General features: G+C 62.0%; 13 protein-coding genes. 7 read left to right on the top strand and 6 right to left on the bottom strand.

Going from position 1 to position 17,985, the window contains the following annotated elements; translation table 11 throughout:
• A partial coding sequence (locus NW822_RS11290) for a right-handed parallel beta-helix repeat-containing protein (protein ID WP_414404505.1) occupies positions 1-1,020 on the bottom strand: 1,020 nt, incomplete at its 3' end.
• A 323-nt stretch (positions 1,021-1,343) separates the two neighbouring features.
• Between NW822_RS11290 and NW822_RS11285 the strand changes: the two genes are divergently transcribed.
• Positions 1,344-1,715, top strand: coding sequence for a rhodanese-like domain-containing protein (locus tag NW822_RS11285; protein WP_414372446.1), 372 nt, complete (start codon positions 1,344-1,346; stop codon positions 1,713-1,715).
• A gap of 4 nt (positions 1,716-1,719) precedes the next feature.
• Here the strand turns inward: NW822_RS11285 and NW822_RS11280 are convergent, their stop codons facing one another.
• Together NW822_RS11280 and ppsA are read right to left on the bottom strand one after the other, a co-directional pair.
• On the bottom strand, positions 1,720-2,988 hold the full coding sequence (locus NW822_RS11280; RefSeq protein WP_414404504.1) for a dihydrolipoamide acetyltransferase family protein: 1,269 nt from the start codon (positions 2,986-2,988) through the stop codon (positions 1,720-1,722).
• Positions 2,989-3,057: 69 nt separating this feature from the next.
• Complete coding sequence (gene ppsA, locus NW822_RS11275) at positions 3,058-5,508, bottom strand: phosphoenolpyruvate synthase (RefSeq protein ID WP_414404503.1); 2,451 nt, start codon at positions 5,506-5,508, stop codon at positions 3,058-3,060.
• A gap of 258 nt (positions 5,509-5,766) precedes the next feature.
• Here ppsA and NW822_RS11270 point away from each other — a divergent pair, with 258 nt between their 5' ends.
• The 3 genes from NW822_RS11270 to NW822_RS11260 all read left to right on the top strand — a co-directional run bounded on the left by NW822_RS11270 (position 5,767) and on the right by NW822_RS11260 (position 9,231).
• A complete protein-coding gene (locus NW822_RS11270; RefSeq protein ID WP_414404502.1) occupies positions 5,767-6,756 on the top strand; it encodes an RluA family pseudouridine synthase in 990 nt (329 codons plus the stop codon).
• Positions 6,757-6,924: 168 nt separating this feature from the next.
• Positions 6,925-8,652, top strand: a complete 1,728-nt coding sequence (locus tag NW822_RS11265) for an alkaline phosphatase D family protein (protein ID WP_414404501.1) — start codon at positions 6,925-6,927, stop codon at positions 8,650-8,652.
• Positions 8,653-8,961: 309 nt separating this feature from the next.
• Positions 8,962-9,231, top strand: a complete 270-nt coding sequence (locus tag NW822_RS11260) for a hypothetical protein (protein ID WP_414404500.1) — start codon at positions 8,962-8,964, stop codon at positions 9,229-9,231.
• Positions 9,232-9,310: 79 nt separating this feature from the next.
• On the opposite strand, the gene NW822_RS11255 is transcribed toward NW822_RS11260, so the two are convergent.
• The 3 genes from NW822_RS11255 to NW822_RS11245 all read right to left on the bottom strand — a co-directional run bounded on the left by NW822_RS11255 (position 9,311) and on the right by NW822_RS11245 (position 14,132).
• Complete coding sequence (locus NW822_RS11255; protein ID WP_414404499.1) at positions 9,311-11,605, bottom strand: glycosyltransferase family 2 protein; 2,295 nt, start codon at positions 11,603-11,605, stop codon at positions 9,311-9,313.
• 61 nt (positions 11,606-11,666) lie between these two features.
• Complete coding sequence (locus NW822_RS11250) at positions 11,667-13,613, bottom strand: cellulose biosynthesis cyclic di-GMP-binding regulatory protein BcsB (protein WP_414404498.1); 1,947 nt, start codon at positions 13,611-13,613, stop codon at positions 11,667-11,669.
• 138 nt (positions 13,614-13,751) lie between these two features.
• Positions 13,752-14,132: a cupin domain-containing protein gene (locus NW822_RS11245; protein WP_414360062.1), complete on the bottom strand. Its 381-nt coding sequence runs from the start codon at positions 14,130-14,132 to the stop codon at positions 13,752-13,754.
• A 291-nt stretch (positions 14,133-14,423) separates the two neighbouring features.
• Here NW822_RS11245 and NW822_RS11240 point away from each other — a divergent pair, with 291 nt between their 5' ends.
• The 3 genes from NW822_RS11240 to NW822_RS11230 all read left to right on the top strand — a co-directional run.
• Positions 14,424-16,004, top strand: a complete 1,581-nt coding sequence (locus NW822_RS11240; RefSeq protein ID WP_414404497.1) for a hypothetical protein — start codon at positions 14,424-14,426, stop codon at positions 16,002-16,004.
• A complete protein-coding gene (locus NW822_RS11235; protein WP_414404496.1) occupies positions 16,001-17,110 on the top strand; it encodes a hypothetical protein in 1,110 nt (369 codons plus the stop codon). The genes NW822_RS11240 and NW822_RS11235 overlap by 4 nt, the downstream gene beginning before the upstream one ends.
• Before the next feature lie 78 nt (positions 17,111-17,188).
• On the top strand, positions 17,189-17,985 hold a 797-nt coding region (locus tag NW822_RS11230; protein ID WP_414404495.1), incomplete at its 3' end, for a hypothetical protein.

Here is a 17,985-nt window from a genome sequence, read left to right as displayed (position 1 = left end):
CGTCGGCCTGTGCCGTGGCGGCGGCGGTGGTGTTGGAGTTGGCGTCGGCGTAGGCGTGGAGTCGTCTGTGCCAATCCTTTCAGCAAAGTTGCCCTGGAAGCCGTTGCCAGCCAAGTAAGCGGTAGCTACTGCCGCTGGCGTGCCAGGGGCCACCTGAATGGCTACCCCTGCGCCCTCGCCCCGGGCTAGGAACGTATTTCCGGCAATGGTGCGGGCTTGGGTTCCTTGCAAGATGCGAATGCCGACGCTGCCGGCTATCCTGCCCACAACAATCCGGTTGGATTGAATGACCGGAACTGATCCGGCTGCATCCAGTTGGATCCCAGTGGTGCCGCCCCTAGCTGTCTGGCGAGCCTGCAGCGCCAACCCAGCAGTCGTAGGTGGATCCCCCTCGATTTGGTTGTTGCGGAAAACCCCGCCGGAGTTGTCACTGTAGCGAACCCCCAAAGCTCCCAAAGCTTGCAGAAGGATTGCGTTGTTCTCCAGGAGCGGATTACTCCCTGGCACAGTGCCAACACCTACGCCTCCTGTCTTGCTGACAGTGACCGAGATGCTGGCGACGCGACCATTGCCCGAGATCTGCACACAGGGATCCGAAAACTGCTGGCAAAAAACCTGGGCCAATTGGTTGACAGCTCCCTCCAAAACGGCGGCATTACCGTTGACCAAAATGTTGGAGCTGGGGCTATTGAGGGTAACCTTGCTGGGCTGAAAGGTGCCATCGTTTACCTGAATCTTTCCGCCTTCCAACACCACCTCCACCCCTTGCAGGCTGGTTTGGCTAGCTACGATGACATTGAACAACCCGGCCAGAATCTCGTAGGCAGCAGAGCTGGTAATCCGAATCCGCCCGCCATTGGTGCCGTCACCTCCATCCAGGGCCAGGTTCTTCTCCAGTCTCTCCTTGCCCGCTCCCAAAATCTCAATCAGCACCTCCAGGCCGGCTGTAGCACTTTGCAATCGCTGCGCCTCTGCCACGGCATCGGCCAATTTAGTGAAGGGGCCCTTGGCCGGATCCACCCTTAGAATGACAGGCTCCCCAGGCGGCGGCAGAGGAGGAGAGTTGCCCGCGCCTCCCCCACAGCCGAAAGCGATCCCTGCCAACAGAGGCAGCAAGAGGGAACGGGTTCGCCAGGTGGATCGGGATGCTTGGCCGTTTCTAGGAAGGGATCCTTTCATCATTGGAAAATCCTTGGCAAATTCCTATCAGTCAAACGTATCAGAAGTGCAGACACCTGGAGCCCTGATAACCCCCTAGGATCTAATCCTCGTCCTGCACCAATTACAAGTACAAGTAGCCCAGGGCAGAAGCTGAGGCGGTATATCCTGAGAAGAAAGCCCAGATGGGGTTACAGATGGCCATGGCCGCTTCCGTTCGCTCGATTACACCCCAAGAACTGGCCGCCCGCCTGCGCGATCCGGAGGCCGGCCCCCTGCAACTCATCGATGTGCGGGAACCGGCAGAGCTGGAGCTGGTCAACCTCAGCGCCCTTGGCTTTCGCCACTACCCCTTGAGCTGTTACAAAGAGTGGAGCGAGCGAATCTTGAGGGAGCTGGATCCCCATTGCCCAACCTTTGTCCTCTGCCACTATGGGATCCGCTCTGCCCAGGTGAGCGAGTGGTTGCAGGCCAACGGCTTTACCCAGGTCTACAACATTAGCGGTGGCATCCACGCCTGGGCCCTTGCGGTGGATCCCACCCTGCCCACCTATTGAACTTCTACAGCGTCAGGGATCCCACCTTTTGCTCCAACAACTGGGCTAGATCTTGCAAGAAAGCTGCGGCGTGGGCACCGTAGATGACGCGGTGATCGCAGGTAAGGTTAACCTGCATCTGGGAGCGGATGGCGATGGCTCTTTCCGGCGTGGCCACCACGGTGGGGCGAGCAGCACCAATGGCCAAGATGGCCCCTTGGTTGGGGGGCAGGATGGCGTCGAAGCGATCCACCCCAAACATCCCCAGGTTGGAGAGGGTAAAGGTGCCGCTGGTGTACTCCTCCGGCTGCAGTTGCTTGCGCCGCGCCCGCTCCACCAGATCCTTCCAACGCCGTGAGAGTTCGTACAGGTCAACTCGGTTGGCCTGTCTGAGCACAGGGGTAATTAGGCCCCCGTCTTCCATGGCCACCGCCACGGCGATGTTGATGTCGGCTTTGTAGTGGATCCCGTTTTCGGTGTAGCTGGCGTTGAGGAGGGGGTGCTTTTCGAGAGTGAGGGCCACAGCCTTGACCAAAAGGGCCGTCAGCGTTACCCCCTTGGGCTTCACCTGTTGGTAAAGCTGATCCAGGCTGTCGGTGGTAATGGTGTAGCCGACGTGGAACACCGGCACGCCCAGGCTGGCGTTCATGTTGCGCACCACCGCCGCCTGCAGGGTGCTCAAGGGAACCACTTCTCCCAGGGGCGCAGAAACGGGGGGAGGAGTGACCGAGGAGGGAGCTGCCACCCGCGGGGAGGCAGACTGAGCTGCGGCCCGCTCCACATCTTCGGCTACGATGCGCCCACCAGGACCGGAGCCGCGCACCGTGCGCAGGTCAACCCCCAGGCTTTCTGCCAATTTTTTCGCCCGTGGGGAAGCCAGGATGCGCTGGGATCCGGCTCCGTCGGAGCCACTTGGGGGCGCGGAGGGGGGGCTTGCTGCAGGCGCAGGGGTTGGCCGTTGAACGGTGGGGACAGAGGCCGCGCTAGGGGTAGCCGCCGGCGCAGCACCCTTAGAGAGGGCCTTGGCTCTCTCCTGGGCCTCGGCCAGCTCCGCTTCGGTTTCAGCAATGAGGGCGATGGGGGCGCCCACCGGCGCCGACTCCCCGGCTGGGATGAGGATGCTGGCCAGAATGCCGCTGTGGAAGGACTCCACATCCATGTCTGCTTTGTCCGACTCCACCACCAGGATGTTTTCCCCTTTCTCCACTCGGTCGCCGGGGTTCTTCAGCCAGGCAACGATCTTGCCCGTTTCCATGGTGGAGCTGAGGGCCGGCATGGAGAGTTCGTGGATCATGGCGGGGGTGGCAACACAGCAGAGAAGATTGTAACCCAGCAGACGGGATCCCGGCGCAGTCCCCTGGGCCTAGTGGGCGCCGGCAGCTTCCGCCTCGGCCACCACCAACAGGGTTTTCAGCAGGGAATCGGGGTTGAGGCTGATGGAGTCGATCCCCTGCTGCACCAGAAAGCGGGCAAAGTCAGGGTAGTCGCTGGGGGCTTGTCCACAGATGCCGATTTTGCGCCCGTGGCTTTTCACCGTCTGGATCACCTGGGCAATCATCCGCTTGACGGCCTCGTGGCGCTCGTCAAAGAGATGGGCCACCAGGGCTGAGTCGCGGTCCAACCCCAGGGTGAGCTGGGTGAGGTCATTGGAGCCGATGGAGAAGCCGTCGAAGATCTGGCAGAACTCGTCGGCCAGGATGACGTTGCTGGGCAGCTCGCACATGACGTACACCTGCAGGCCGTTTTCCCCTCGCACCAGGCCGTGGCGGGCCATCTCCTCCAGCACCTTGTGCCCCTCTTCGGGGGTGCGGCAGAAGGGGATCATCAAGATAACGTTGGTCAGGCCCATCTCGTCCCGCACCCGTTTCATGGCCCGGCACTCCAGCGCAAAGCCATCGCGGTAGCGGGGATCCGTGTAGCGGGAGGCGCCCCGCCAGCCAATCATGGGGTTTTCCTCGTGGGGCTCATAGCGGGATCCGCCCAGTAGGTGGGCGTATTCGTTGCTCTTGAAGTCCGACAGGCGCACAATCACCGGCTTGGGGTAGAAGGCAGCGGCGATGGTGGCCACCCCCTGGGCCAGCTTGTCTACAAAGTACTCCGGCTTGTCGGCATACTGGGCGGTGAGCTCCGCCAGGCGCGGCTCCTCCTTGACCGCCTCGTTGTAGTGGATTAAGGCCAGAGGGTGCACCTGGATGTGGTTGGCGATGATGAACTCTAGCCGCGCCAGACCCACGCCGTCGCAAGGGATCTCGCTCAGGCCAAAGGCTTTTTCCGGGTTGCCCACGTTCATCATCAGTTGGGTGCGGGGGCGGGGCAGCTCCTCTAGCGGGATCTCCGTCACCTCATAGGGCAATAGACCGGGATAGACGCGCCCTTCCTCCCCTTCGGCGCAGGAGACGGTGATGGGATCGCCGGAGCGGAGCACCTGTGTGGCGTTGCCGCAGCCAACAATGGCCGGGATCCCCAGCTCACGGGCAATGATGGCCGCATGGCAGGTTCTGCCCCCCTGGTTGGTGACGATGGCGCTGGCCTTTTTCATGATTGGCTCCCAGTCGGGATCGGTTTTCTCCGTCACCAGCACCTCGCCAGCCTGGAACTGATCCGAGCGGCGCACATCCAAAATGACGCGGGCTGTGCCCTGGCCGATGGCCTCTCCCACCGCCCGTCCCCGCACCAGGGGGTCTGGGCGCGCCTCCGTCTGCGTAAAGCGGTAGGTCTTGAGGCGGTTGGTGGCCTTTTGGGATTGCACCGTCTCGGGGCGGGCCTGGACGATGAACAGCTCGCCCGTGATCCCGTCTTTGGCCCACTCGATGTCCATGGGGGTGAAGCGGCCCCGCAGCGCCGAGTAGTGCTCTTCGATGAGGCAGGCCCAGCGAGCCAGCTCTAGGATCTCGTCGTCCTGCAGGGCATATTGGCGGCGCAGGCTCTCGGGGACGGGCACGTTTTTGGTGGAACGGGATCCCTCCTCGTCGTAGACCAGCTTCAGGGCCTTGCTGCCCAGCTTCCGGGAGAGGATGGGGCGCAGCCCCTGCTTTAGGGTAGGTTTAAAGACCACGTATTCGTCGGGGTTGACGATGCCTTGCACCACGTTTTCCCCCAGCCCATAGGCAGCGGTGATCAACACCGCGTCTTTAAAGCCCGTTTCTGGGTCGATGGAGAACATCACCCCCGAACAGGCCAGGTCGGAGCGCACCATCTTCTGCACCCCCACCGAGAGGGCCACCTGGAAGTGGTCAAAGCCCTTGATCTGGCGGTAGGAGATGGCCCGGTCGGTAAACAGGCTGGCAAAGCAGCGGTGGCAGGCATTCAGCACTGCCTGGATCCCGTGCACGTTGAGGTAGGTCTCCTGCTGGCCGGCAAAGCTGGCATCCGGCAGGTCTTCTGCTGTGGCGCTGGAGCGCACCGCCACATCGGTATCGGGGCCGTAGCGCTCGCACAGCTTCTGGTAGGCTTCGCTGATGGCCTGCTCCAACTCTGGGGGGAAAGGCGTCTGCAGGATCAAGGTGCGGGCGGCTTTGCCCCGCTCGCGCAGGTTCCGCACATCCTCGATATCGAGGTCTTTGAGGATCTCCCGCAGCTTCTCCTCGAGGCCGCCTGCAGCGATGAACTGGCGATAGGCATGGGCAGTGGTGGCAAACCCCAGGGGCACGCGGATCCCTTTGGGGGTCAACTGCTGCAGCATTTCCCCTAGAGAGGCGTTTTTCCCACCCACCTGGGCCACGTCCCGCAGCCCCACCTCTGTGAGGGGCACAACCAAGGGTGGCTCTGAGCCAAGCTGGTGGTGAGAGGATCCCAGCGCTACTCCATCCGACATGCCTTGTCTCCTTATGCCCATCAGAGCAAGCGTGATAGTTGCAAAAAGACCTTCCCCCGCCAGGATCTGGCCTGGCTTCAAGGAGTCTACCCCCACTAGTGTACTGAGGGTTTTCCTGGGGCTAGAATCCCGGCACAACGCCCCCAGAGACGGCTGAGATGGGGAGGAGACAAAGGCAATCTCGCTAGGATCCGGCTGAAAAAGCTGCCACAAATCTTCGCCCTTTTTTACCTAATGCAAAAGAACCGCTCTGCCACAATGTTTTCAAAGCAGCAGTTTGCGGAAACAGGGCAAATGGAAGGCCCCAGGGATCCGGCGGCAGCAATTCGCCAGGTAAGAGTGACGGAAAAACAGCAGGGCTTGCGGCTGGATCGCGGGTTGGCGGAACAACTGCCGGAGCTGTCGCGCTCGCGCCTGCAGCAGCTCATTCGCCAGGGCCAGGTTTGGCTCAATGGGCGGCCCTGCCTGGATAAGGATCGCCCCCTGCAAGCCGGGGATGAGATTGAGGTGCGGATCCCGCCAGCCACCCCTACAACTCTGGAGCCGGAGCGGATCCCCTTAGACATCCTCTACGAAGATGAGGATCTGCTGGTCATCAACAAGCCGCGCGGTCTGGTGGTGCATCCTGCTCCTGGACATGCCAGCGGCACGCTGGTGCATGCATTGCTGGCCCACTGTCCTCGCCTTTCCGGGATCAACGGCGAGCTGCGCCCAGGGATCGTCCATCGCCTCGACAAGGACACCACCGGCGCCCTGGTGATTGCCAAACACGATCAGGCCCACCAGCATCTGCAGGCCCAGATCCAGGCCAAGACGGCTCGGCGCATCTACCTAGGGGTGGTGTTTGGCCGGCCAGCCCAGAGCCAAGGCACGATCTCTGCCCCCATTGGCCGCCACCCGGTGGAGCGGCAGAAGATGGCGGTTTTGCCTCCCGGCCAAGGGCGAGCGGCGGTAACCCACTGGCAGGTGCTGGAGCGATTGGGCAACTACACCCTGATGCAGTTTGAACTGGAGACCGGCCGCACCCATCAAATTCGGGTGCATGCTGCCCACCTGCGCCTGCCCATTGTTGGGGATCCCCTCTATACCCAGAGCAAAACCAGCCCCGTCAAACTCAGCGGCCAAGCTCTCCACGCCTGGAAGCTCTCCTTTGTCCACCCGCGCACTGGCCAGCTGCTGCAGTTTACTGCCCCCCTGCCGGAAGAGTTCGAGCGGCTGCTGCGGCAGTTGCGCAGCCAGGTTGGGTAGGGATTCAAGCTGCCAAGGGTTGCAAAAAGCTAGGACAGGAAGGTCAGCGTTCTTAAACAGAAGCTAACCCAGTTTTCACCAGCCCACAACCTCAGTTCAAGCCCAAAGATGTTTGACTGGGGGCAATTGGCTATGGTTGCGGATGCTGGCGTTGCGGAGGCTAGCCTTATGAGTTCCCTGAGTTCCCGTCGCTTTTTCCTGCAGTTGCTGATGTTTGGCGGTGGGGCAGCCGCCCTAGCCGCCTGTGGGGGCACCTCCAGTTCCTCTATCCCGCCCCTGGGAGAGCCGGGATTTCCCCAGGGGGTGTTTGCCGGGGATCCCACCTCCGAGGGGGCGGTGCTTTCCACGCGGGTGGTGCCGGCCAGCAGCGTGGATACGGTGCCTGTGACGCTGCAGGTGGCGGAAAATGCCGAGTTCAACCCCATTCTGCAGCAGGTTGCGCTAACTGCCCGCCGCGTGGCCGGTCGCAACTACCGCACCGAGCCGGGCGACTACATTGCCCGCGCCGTTGTTACCGGCCTGAGGCCGGCGCAGCGCTATTTCTACCGTTTTGTTAGCGACGGGTTTACCAGCCCTGTGGGCCAGTTCCGCACCCTGCCGGCTCCAGGCGATGGGCGGCCCATCCGCTTCTTGCACATTAGCTGCGCCAACGAACCTCCTTTCCCCATTGGGGCGGCCCTGTTGGCAGAGGTTAACCGCGGCGATATTGATTTCATCGCCTTCAACGGCGACACCGTTTACGCGGATCGCTTCTGGCTGGGGCTGGATCCGGTACCGACGCTGGAGTTTTACCGCAGCCTCTATCGGGATCAGCGGGATCCCCAGTATGCCGGGCCGGAGTTTGCGCAGTTGTTCGGTCGCACCTCCTTTGTCGTTAACTGGGATGACCACGAGGTGATTGACAACTACAGCGGCCAGAAGGCCCGCGGCGGCCGCGCCGTCCAGCTCAACGACGCCACCGGGCAAACCCGCGATGTGGAAGATCTCAGGGTGCTGGGCTACCAAGCCTTTTTTGAGTACAACCCCATCACCCCCAACTTGACGGATGTACCGGGGGTAGATAGCCGGGATCGGGTGTTTCGCAGCTTCCGCTACGGTGCCAACGCCGAAGTCTTTATCCTCGATCTGCGCCAGTACCGCGACTTGGCTGCTGTGACCCCGATCCTGCCCATTTTGCCCCCTGGCTTGACCCGGCAGCGCTTTTTGGAACTGGCCGGCCTCCGCCTCACGCCCCAGCAGGAGACCCTGTTCTTCGGCCCGCCGGGATCGGAAGAGGCGCTGTTTAACCTGCTGCGCCGCACGCCGCGCATTCTTTTGGGAGAACCCCAAAAGCAGTGGTTGTTCAACGGCCTGCGCAGCTCCACCGCCACCTACAAGTTCATCGTCAGCGAGTTTCCCATCACGGTGACCTATTTCCGCTCCAACGACGTCTGGGAGGGCTACTGGCTGGAGCGGCAGGAGGTGATCGACTTTATTGAGCGCAACAACATCCGCAACGTGGTGTTCCTGAGTGGCAACAACCACGCCGGCTTCATCGGCCAGGTCAACCCCGGCAGCAGCAACCCCATCTGGGAGGTGTGGACTGGCCCCACCGGGCGCAGCGTGACCGCCTTGAGCATCGACGAGCTGGGCAGCCAACTGGGGATCCCCAACGCCAGCCGCCTCTACTACCGGATTGTGAATGGCTTTCTCGCCCCTGTGAACCCTGCCAATCCAGAAGTGAGCGGGATCCCTGGCGTAACGACAGGCAACCTGCGCTTTTTGGAGCTGGCGGTGCCCAACTACACCGTCATCGAAGTCTCCGACAGCCGCTGCACCCTTCAGGTCAAGGGCCCCACCGGCAGTGTCCTCACCGATCCCCTGGGGCGCCGCGGAGAACTGGTGCTGCCCCAGTGAGTCAAGGGCTTTGGGCAGGTTTTCTCAGTCTCATTCTGATCGAAATTCAGGGATCCCTGCGCAAGTTGGGATCCCTTTTTGTAACTCCTTTTTGCAACTTGTAAGGAAGATGCCGGCTGTGATCGCAATCAGCCAGGAAGCGAAAACGTTAATGCTAGCCTGTAGGCACGGGCAGGGATCCCTGTTGCAGCAAAGGAAACTTCATGGAAGGAGGAAAATCCGATGGTTGCTCTGCGGGGTTGGCTGGCAGCGGGCATGATCGGGGCGGCTGCAATCCTGGGTGGTGGTGAAGCGTGGGCCCAAAGGAGCTTGTGGTTACTGAACGGGCAATCGACCTGGATTGGAGGCTACTTCTACCAGGGCGAGAACATCTGGGCCGAGTGCGACCTCGACTGCCACGACGTGGATCTGGTGCTTTACGATCGCAACGGTCGGTGGGTAGCCGAAGATACGCTCTTGGACGATCTTCCCATCGTCCAGGCTCCCTATGAGGGCAGCTTCGCCGTCCAGGTGATCATGGCCGGCTGCCGCCACCCACGCGGCTGTGCTGTCGTCGTCGATTCTGACTACGGCTTCTAGCGCTTCCCTCACCCCTAGCCCCTCTCCCTCTGGGAGAGGGGAAGTAGGTACTGCCTGCTGTAGGGATGAAGGGGGCTGCCTAGGCGGGTTTGTGGCTGGCTTCCTGCACTTTGGCGTGGGTGAATTTGCTTAGGCCATGGATGGTTTTTTCCCAGTAGAAGGGCTTGGTAAACAGCTGCCACAGGGCCATGTAGGCTGCAATGGAGTGCAGTTGCCAGTAAATGGGGTTGAGAAGAGCATAGAAAGCCAAATCGTAGTAGCCCCGCCGAAAAACGGCCACCAAGTTCAAGTAGATCCCAATGGCATTGCCCACCAAGAGGTTAAACAAGCCCAAGTAAATTAGCCAACTGGGAAAAATGTTTTGCAGCCAATGGGCGCGGGTGAGCAGCCAGTAGAAAAACAGCAGCCACATGATGGGGCTGGTGAGGAAGGTGAAGAAGCTGCCGCCGATAAAAAATTGGTAGGCCAGCCAGTTCTTGAGGCCCAGCTTGCGCAAAGAGCGCAGCGGGTTGCGGTTGTGCACCAGCCAGGTCTGCATATAGCCTTTGATCCAGCGGGAGCGCTGCCGGATCCAGTTTTTAAGGGCGCAGTTGGCCTCTTCGTAGGTGGTGGAGTTGATCACCCCCACTGTGTAGCCGTGCTGGCTGGCGCGAATGCCCAGATCGGCATCTTCGGTGACGTTAAAGGGATCCCATCCCTGCAATTCCCGCAGGCGGTCGGTGCGGAAGTGGTTGCTGGTGCCCCCCAGGGGAATGGGCATTTTCAAGGTTTCCAGGCCCGGCAGCAGGTAATCAAACCAATAGGAATACTCCAGGGTAAACATGCGGGTGAGAAAGTTCTCGTTGCGGTTGAAATAGTTGAGGGCCGCTTGAACGCAGACCAAGCTGGGATCCCCTTTTTTGAAGGCAATGATGGCTTTTTTCAGTTGATCCGGGTCGGGGATGTCTTCGGCGTCGTAGATGGTGAGGTATTCGCCGCGGGCAAAGGCCAGGCCGTAGTTGCAGGCTTTGGGCTTGGTCTTGGGCTTGCTATCCGGCACAATCAGTAGGCGCACGTAGCGGGGTGGCTTGGCGGCGCGGGCGGCCTCGATGGTGGCCTGGTCGTTTTCTTCCAATAGGATCAGCACGTCCAAGCGCTCGTGGGGGTAGTCCAGCTTGGAGAGGGAGTTGATGAGAATCGGCATCACCTCCGGCTCTTTGTAGACCGGCACCAGGATGGTGTAGATGGGCAAGCTGTGGTCATCGAGGGCGGCCACTTCCTCGTCGGTAATCTGGTGGAAGCGATCGGCGGATCCCACGAGGCTAAGCAGGAACTTGAAGAGAATCGAAGCAACGTAGAAGAGGTTAATCAAAAGTACTAAGATCGTCAGGGTTGTCCAGGGGGCGCTGGCCAAGCCCCACAGCAGCAGCAGCAGCAGGCCATAGCCGACGGCAATTTGCGAGGGGGTAAACACCCGCGAGGCCGATTCCTCCGGCAGACGGGTCAGCAGCTTGTACACCGCCTCTTGGCTAAAGCGGGATCCCTGATCTTGGCTGAGGAGCTGGGTGATATCTTGCTCGGTGCCCAGCACCTTTTCTATCCGCAGCCCTGGCCGCCAACTGTAGAGCAGCTCGTCCACCGCCCAGTCCAGGGGGTCGTTGACCATCACGGTGAGGGTATTCTCGTCGCTCCAGCTCAGGGGGTAGAAGAGGTGGCGCATCATCAATTCCGGATCGAACTGGCGGCTCAGGCTCTCGTCCCGGTAGAGCAGCCCTGTTCCCATTAGCTCCGAGACGGAAGGGTAGCCCAGCAAATGGGCCAGAATACTGAGATACTCGCGGGTGGAGAGGTAGCTCAGCCGGGTCAGCACCTGCCCCAGGCTGGATCCGGTGCGGCGGCGGATCTCTAGAGCCTGCTGCCACTGCTCCAGGGTGAGACGGCTGCCCAGCAGCTCAGCAGCCAGCTTGCGCTCGAGGATAACTGTCAAGATCTGTTTTTCGGTGGCCGGGATCTCCCACAGCTTTTCGGCCTCTGGGCAAAGGCGTTTCACCGCCTGCCAGACGCCGGGATAGCCGGGTTCTTCCGTGGCCACCACAACGGTTTGCGGGTTGAGCCAGCCACAGGGCAAAAAGCGCACTGGCAGGAGATCGCTGGGTTCCACTAGCCAAGGCAGCTCTAGATCTAGAGGCTGCTTGAGCAGCCAGTCCCGCAGCTTGGGCCGATCCAAAATCTGGCGACACAGGTCGGCAAACTTGCCGGGATGCATGACCCGCAAGCTCCAGAAAGCCCTGGGCAAGGAGCAGCCCACCTCTTCCCGGTACTCCTCCGCTGCCGCCAGTTGCTGACGGGTGAGATAGCCCGCGCGCAAAAGCGAGGACTTGAGGGACTGGAGCATGGCCTAAAACCCGCGGCTTGGCTCAAGTCTGGCTCAACCGCAAGCCCATGCCCAGCCCCCCCTAGGAAGGGAGGGGCGACTCGGGGGGGCGGGCCAAGCGGCGATAGACATTCCAGGCTCCTACTGCCAATAGAATAGCCAGCAGCAGCACCAGCCAATAGCGGTATTGCCACAGCAAAAGCTGCCAACTGAAGCGGCCTGGGTAGCGCACCCGGTAGCCTTGGGGGGTGAGATCCCAGCTCTGCACCTGGGTGAGGGCGGGAGTGGCGGCGTAGGAGGTGAGCACATTTCCCTGCAGTTGGTTGGCCAGGCGGGTGCGTGGATCGGCAAGGCCGCGGCTGAGGCGCTCTGCCAGGGCCGGATCAGATCCCCACCAGGACAGCCAAAGGGTGGGCCTGCCTTGGAGCAAAAAGTACTGCAAGAGGCCGAGGTTTTCCTGGGGTTGGGCGGCCAGGGCCACCTGCTGGTTCAAGGGGTTGAGGATCTCGAACTGGGATCCCAGCCGGATGGGGCTGTAAGGGAGCTCCACCTGCTCCGGGGCAGCGACAAGGATCTGCCAGGCGAAGTCGCCTGTTTCCAGTTTGGTCTTTTCCTGGGGCAGAAACTGAAGGGTGGGCAGGAGCGGTCGGGCGGCCAGCCGACTCAAGGCCCCCACCAGGTAGGCGGCAGCCGGCAGCCATTGGGGATCCCCCAGCCAAACCCGTCCGGATCCCTGCAGCACCGCCGGGATCTCCTGCAGCTCGCCGCTGGGGGCTTGGTAGCCGCTCCAGAGAAAGCCGGAGCTATCCGAGCGCACCTGAACCGTCAGCGGCGTCAGGGATCCCTGGCAATTGCCGGGACTGGCCCCGTAGTCAAAGCGCAGCTCCAGTTGGTTGAAGCGGCGCAGCAGGCGGGTGGGCAGGGTCACGGTCTCGTTGAGCTGGCTGCGACCGGTGAGGTTGTAGGTGCGCAGCAGAACGCCGTTCAAGAACACATAGCCCGTCAGGCGATCCCCGGCCCGACCATCCACCGGGTTCATGATCACATCCAGTTGGGCCGCCAGATCCCGCGGGCGCCCCCCCAACTGCGCCAGGTTGAAGTTAAAGACCAAGGACTGGCTGCCAAAGCCCCGCAGCAGGGGATCCACGATCCCCAACTCCCGCAAGCTGAGGCGGTTGGCCCTGAGAGCCCGCTCCCAGTCCGCCACCGCCGCCACCCGGATGCCGCGGCTCACCAGCCCCGCCCGCTTCCACTCTTCATAGAGGGCAAGAATGGCCTCCCGGCGGGCGGCCACCCGCAGCCGCGATCCCTCTGGGGTAATCTGATGCTGCAGGTGGGGGGTAAAGTTGGCCGGCTCCAGAATTACTTGAGGCCCCTTCCCTGGACGGTTGCTCCAGAGGATGGGGGTCTGAGGGAAGAGGTGGGCCAGCAAGCTGTACAGGCCCAGCGCTGCTTCCGCCACCTCAGGAGAGGGGTTGGCGGGCACCACCAGCGTGAGCTGGGGGTACATCAGGTGCAGAAAGCCGGCCACCGTAGCATCGGGCACGCGGGGCACCAGCTCAAAAAAACTGTCCCGCCCTACCCTCAGCAGCAGGTTGCCGGTGTTGAGGTCGGCACAGATGTCGTCGCTAATGCTCAAAAACGGCTGCACCGACACCGTGATAAAGCGCTCGCCCGGCGGCAGGTTAGGGATCGGCACCCGCACCACCGGCTCCTGTCGCAGATCTTGCACCAGAAAGATCCCCGCCAGCTCCTCGTTAATCAGCACCCGCACGGTAGAGGTGGGCTTGAGCACCGGCGAAGGTTCTAGGCGCAACTGCACAAAGCTGGCTTCCGGGTCGATGCCGTTGATGGGCGCAGGGACGGTGACATCCAGGCGCGGGTTGGATCCCTGCAGCAGCACCGAACGCTCATAGCCCAGCCTCTGGAAAGCAAGGGGCTCCGCCCGCACTGCCTCTGTTGGCACGCAGCAGAGCAAGCCGGCCACCAACAGCCCCCACCCTCCTCTTCTCTGCCTTACCCTAGCCATCTGCGGGATCTCTAGCCCCTGCTCTGACGACAGAAAAAGCCTACACTTGCGGCGGGGGCAGTCGCCAAACTTCTAGGAGTATATGGCGCAAGAGTGATGAACTGGCCGCAAGAGAGCCCCCCTTCTTTGGGAACTCTCCTAAGCGCGGGCGTAGTCGTCCTCAAAGCGCACGATGTCATCCTCCCCCAAGTATTCCCCGTTCTGCACCTCGATGATCACCAGAGGGATGGTGCCGGGGTTTTCCAGACGGTGCTTGGTGCAGGGGGGAATGTAGGTGGACTCGTTGGAGTTGAGCAGCACCACCTCCTCGCCCCGGGTAACGCGCGCCGTGCCCCGAACTACGATCCAGTGCTCGCTGCGGTGGTAGTGCATCTGCAGGCTAAGGCGATGGCCAGGCTTGACCTCGATGCGCTTGATTTTGTACATTGGGCCCTCGTCCAAGATCCAGAAGGCTCCCCAGGGTCGGGTCTGAGCCTGGGAGGGCAAAAGCTCCAGTGCCGGAATTGCCGCGTCGTTCATGTCCCGCACAGAGTGTAGCATTGAGGTTACACCTTGTTCCACTTCAGGGACTCTCACATCCTCACCTGCAGCGCGGTAACTTTCCATCGACCATCTTGCTGAACCCAATACGCCAAAACTCGTAGAAAAAAAAGTCTCGAGAAGGGGAATACTAACAATCCCTTGCATTCCTAATAGTTTTTGCAAAACTTGCTTTTAGGATTAACTAGGGTGTTCCAATGCCCTAGGCCGTCAAGTTTGGCGAAACTCGTTCATAGGGCATAGATGTTTGTAAACCGGCTTAAAGCTATCTTGAGACTCGTTGCGCCGGTAGGGATCCCCTTGCTGCTCCTGGCTGGCCTCTTGTGGGGGCTGAAGGAAGGCTGGGGCTGGGTGAGCCTAGAGATGCAGTTTCTTGGCTACAAGGGATCCGTAGCCGTCCTGGGGCCGGATCCGCGCCTGCCCATTGTCGGCACCACCTTTCCCCCTTCGCTGGTGCTGGCCACGGCCATTTTGGGGCGCTCGCCGCTGGTGTTGCAGGCCATTTTGGGATCCCTGGTGTTGGATTGGATGGGGCAACAGTTGCGCCGTTTGCCTGTCGGCTTGGGGTGGCGCTGGCTGTGGGGCCTGTTGCTGCTGCTGCAGCCGGCTTTGCTCCTGATGCTGCTGCGCAGCCCCGTTTGGACGGCCACCTCGCTTTTAGTGGGGGTGAACATGGCCTTGTTGTTCCCTCTGGCCAACGAGAAACAAGCAGCGGAGAAGGACGAGCTGCCGATTACCCTGCGGCTGCTGCTCATCGGGCTGGCCTTAGGGCCGCTGATGGTGCTGCGCTGGGAGAGCGGCTGGCTGTTGCCCTGGCTGGCAGGACTGCTGCTGGTGGCTTTTCGCCGCCAATCTTGGGGGTTTCGCTGGGCCTCGCTGCTGGTGGTGGGGTTTATCAGCCTGGCCCTGATCCTGAGCTGGCTGTATGTCAACTGGTTGGCGGTGGGGGATCCCTGGGCTTTTACCTACCAGGTGGGCAGCGGCCTGCGCCTGCCGCAACTACGGGAAGACCTGCAGCAGGCCGGCGGCTGGCGGGGGTTGGTGGAGCTGGGGAAGTGGCTGGCGGTGCTGGCCCCTGCCTATCTCCTCTTGGGGATGGGATCCCTGCTGGGCCGCTGGGTCGGGGCCTTGATCTGGGGGATACCGCTGGTGATCCTCTTGGCTTCCCTGGGGCAGGGGCTGTTTTTGCCGGAGCTGAGCCGCTTTGCTCTCGTCTGGGTGCCGCTGCCGTTGCTGATGGGGGCCTACTTAGTCCGCGGAGCCGGCCCCGGCTGGGCCAAGCGGCTGTTGATCACTGCTCTTTTGGGGCTGAACTGCCTCACCGCCGGCTATGGGCTAAGCCAAGAGCCACGATTTTTGGCGCCCCTGGTGGTTGAGGAGCGGGATCTCTGGGAGCGGCTGGTGGCAGGGGTGGCGCCCCTTAGCCGTGAGTTGGAAGCGGCCCAAGACCTCTACGAAGTGACCTCCGCGGGGCAGGTCCTGGCAGCGTGGCGCCAGCAGCGGCAGGCAAAGCGCCAGGTAGGGCAATATCTCCGCCGCCACCTCTTGCCTGGCGAGAAGGTGTTGGTGGACGACGACATCCACTTTGAGGCTATCTTTTGGGCGGGGGATCCCCGCTTGTTCCTTACTCCCCACCAGTACGAGTTTGCCTTGGCCCTGCAACACCCCCAGGAGCGGGTGGACTACTTGCTGGTGGCGGGGCCGGCGGATCCCTTGCGGAGCGCCGATCGCATCCTGCAATTTTGGCCTGAGCTTACCTTTGAGGGGCTGCCGGGCTTTAGGGAGGTCTACAGCTCCCCGCAGGTGCGGCTGTGGGCCCGCCAGGCAGAGCTTGAGGAGGAGACGAGATGACCTGGAAACGGCAATGGCCGCGGCGACAGGTGCTGCAGATGGGCGGAGCGCTGCTGGCTGCCTCTGGAGTTGCCGGCTGTGGTCAGGGCTCCGAGAACGTTGCCACGGGGAACCGGAACTTGTCAGAGCTCTTGGCCCGCTGGGAGGTGGGCATTGGCGAGGATCCCGGTCGCTTCCTTTGGGAAATCGAGTCGGATCCGCAGGTGGCGGCGGTGGCGCGGGGCTGGGATCCCCATTTCTTGAGTGGCTGGCTCAACAGCTTTGACCACCGCCAGGGGGATCTCTCCTTCTGGCGCAACTGGCACCAGGCGGGCCTTTTGCGGCAGTGGTTTGAGCGGGGCTACAGCCTGCACATCATCACCTGGGAAGACGACACCACTCGCCCCTGCGGCGACTACCACCTCTCGCCACAGTTTATCCAGGACGTAGCCGAGCTGGCCGGGTATATTGCCCAAGCCAACCCCCAAGGCCGACCCACCTACTGGAGCCTGGCCACTGAGTTTTCCTACTGGCGCATCCCCGCCGATACCTACAACGCCGACACTGCCCCCTACTACCAGGCTCTCATGCGCAACGTCTTAAGAGCCCGCCAGGCCATCAAGGAGCGGCTGCCCGAGGCCGAGGTGGCCCTCTGCTGGGGCGGCTGGATTGCCACCTTTGACGATCCCCGCCGGGGGGCAGGGCGCAGCATGGTGGAGCCTTTTGCCGAGACGATGAGCCAAATGGACGGGATCGCCTTCCAGTCGATGCGCCAGCGGCGGCCGGGGGAGTTCAACCCAGAGCTCAACGGCCCAGATCCGGGTAACCCCGAGCAGATCCGCCTCTGCTGCCGTCTCTTTGCCCCCATCCACCGCAACCTGATGCTGGCCCACTACGAGCCCTCGATTAAGGACAAGCACCCCAACGGTGGCCGGGCCGACACCGTCCAAGTGGATTTTGAGATCATGAGCCGGCCCGAGTGGCTGCAGGAGGTGTCGCAACTGGGATTGCGGCGCCTGTCCCTGATGCACTATGGCCTCTACAAGGGGGATCCCTATGGGGCGCTGACGGCAGCCCGGCAATTCCGGGCCCGCGTAGGTTTGCCGGCTATTGCCCAGAGGGTGTAGGTGGATGGAGACGAAGGCCCAAAACGGAGCTCTGCAGGTACAATCCCCCTTGGCGGCGCCGTCGAGGGGGATCCCTAGATGAAGCCTTTGGCAATTGCAAGAAGCTGGCTGCTGGGCCTGGGCCTTGTCTTGGGGGGGTGGGAGCTACCGGTCTGGGCCGGCTGCGGCTTCCCTCGCGGGGCAGGGAAAATGTTTTTCTCGCTCCAGCCCGAGGTGTACCAACCCCGCACCCGCTTTGACCAGGGGGGACGTCTGCAGCAGGTCCTTTCCGAGTACGGCGAGACCCGCCTCAACCTGTTTGGCGAAACCGGCCTCAGCGATCGCCTCACCCTCAACCTCAACACCAGCTACGTTTTCCTGGAAAATCGCTTTGCCAGCGGGGCTGACACCGTTACCCAGCGCAACCAGGGCCTGCGGGATCTGGAGCTGGGCCTGCGCCACACCTGGGGAGAGGGGGATCCCTTTTTCTCGGCTCAATTGACGGCCCTGATCCCGCCGGGGTATGCCACCCAGAACACCCCCCTGCCCTTGGGCTATGGGGTTTTCGGCTACGACCTCAGCGCCGGCCTGGCCGCTTCAGGCGAGCTGGGATCCCTGCCCGCCTTTTTCGACTCCTGTCTGACCTTTCGGGACTACCTGGGCTACCCCGGCGACCGTCTCAAGGCCAACTTGACCTTTGGGGCAGATCTCAGCCCTGAGGTGCAGGCCATTGTGGCTTTGGATGGCGACTTCACCCTTGGCAACGGCGCCCCGCTCCTTTTTGGGGATCTGGCGGTGCAGGATCCCGACTACAACAACCTCAAGCTTTCCGGCCAGCTCAACTGGCGCCTAGAGAGGGGGCTGACCCTGGGGCTAGGGGGGGTTCAGTTTTTAAC

Source organism: Synechococcus sp. H70.2 (genome assembly GCF_047462275.1).
In the GTDB taxonomy this organism is placed as follows: Bacteria; Cyanobacteriota; Cyanobacteriia; order Thermostichales; family Thermostichaceae; genus Thermostichus.
The sequence above is the reverse complement of the archived record's forward strand: the minus strand, read 5'-3'. Positions and strand labels throughout refer to the sequence as shown.